General features: G+C 48.3%; 1 protein-coding gene. It reads right to left on the bottom strand.

Features of this window, described 5'->3' with window-relative positions:
* On the bottom strand, window positions 1-538 hold a 538-nt coding region (locus R8N47_RS27855), incomplete at both ends, for an efflux RND transporter permease subunit (RefSeq protein WP_318186441.1).

Raw genomic sequence — 538 nt, 5'->3', positions numbered from 1 at the left:
AATGAAGAAAACGCTTCACGAGTCAGTTGAGGATAGCGAACCATGACTTTGATCTCTTCACCGTCGCGAATCAAACGCTGTGCTTCTCCGCCGTAAAAACTGCCGCCGACTTGTTGCGCAATCATGGTCAAGTCAAGACCGAGATCGTACGCAACAGGTGCAAGAGAAAGAAGCACTTCTTTGCTGCCTGAATCAATGGATGACGAGATATCGTACAACCCTTCTTCTTGCTGCAAACGTTCAATCAAGTAACGTCCTGCTTGATTAAGTTCATTGATGTTGGAGCCAAACAGTAAGTAACCAAACTCATCACGATCGCCACCACCGGCACTTTGTTCGCGGATCTTGATACTCTTCATCCCCGGAATAACAGGCATCGCCTCACGCCAGCGTCGAGCAAGTTCAAAGGTATTGAACGGACGAATTTCCTCATCGACAAGCGGCACTAACACCCGTCCTTCGGTGCGGCTTCGATTGTAAGAAAGCACATCGCGAATCATACCTTGCCCATGATCAGCAATAGTTTGAGACTCGACCT

The sequence above is a fragment of the Vibrio sp. 2132-1 genome (assembly GCF_033344315.1).
This window is presented reverse-complemented; position numbering and strand designations above follow the sequence as displayed.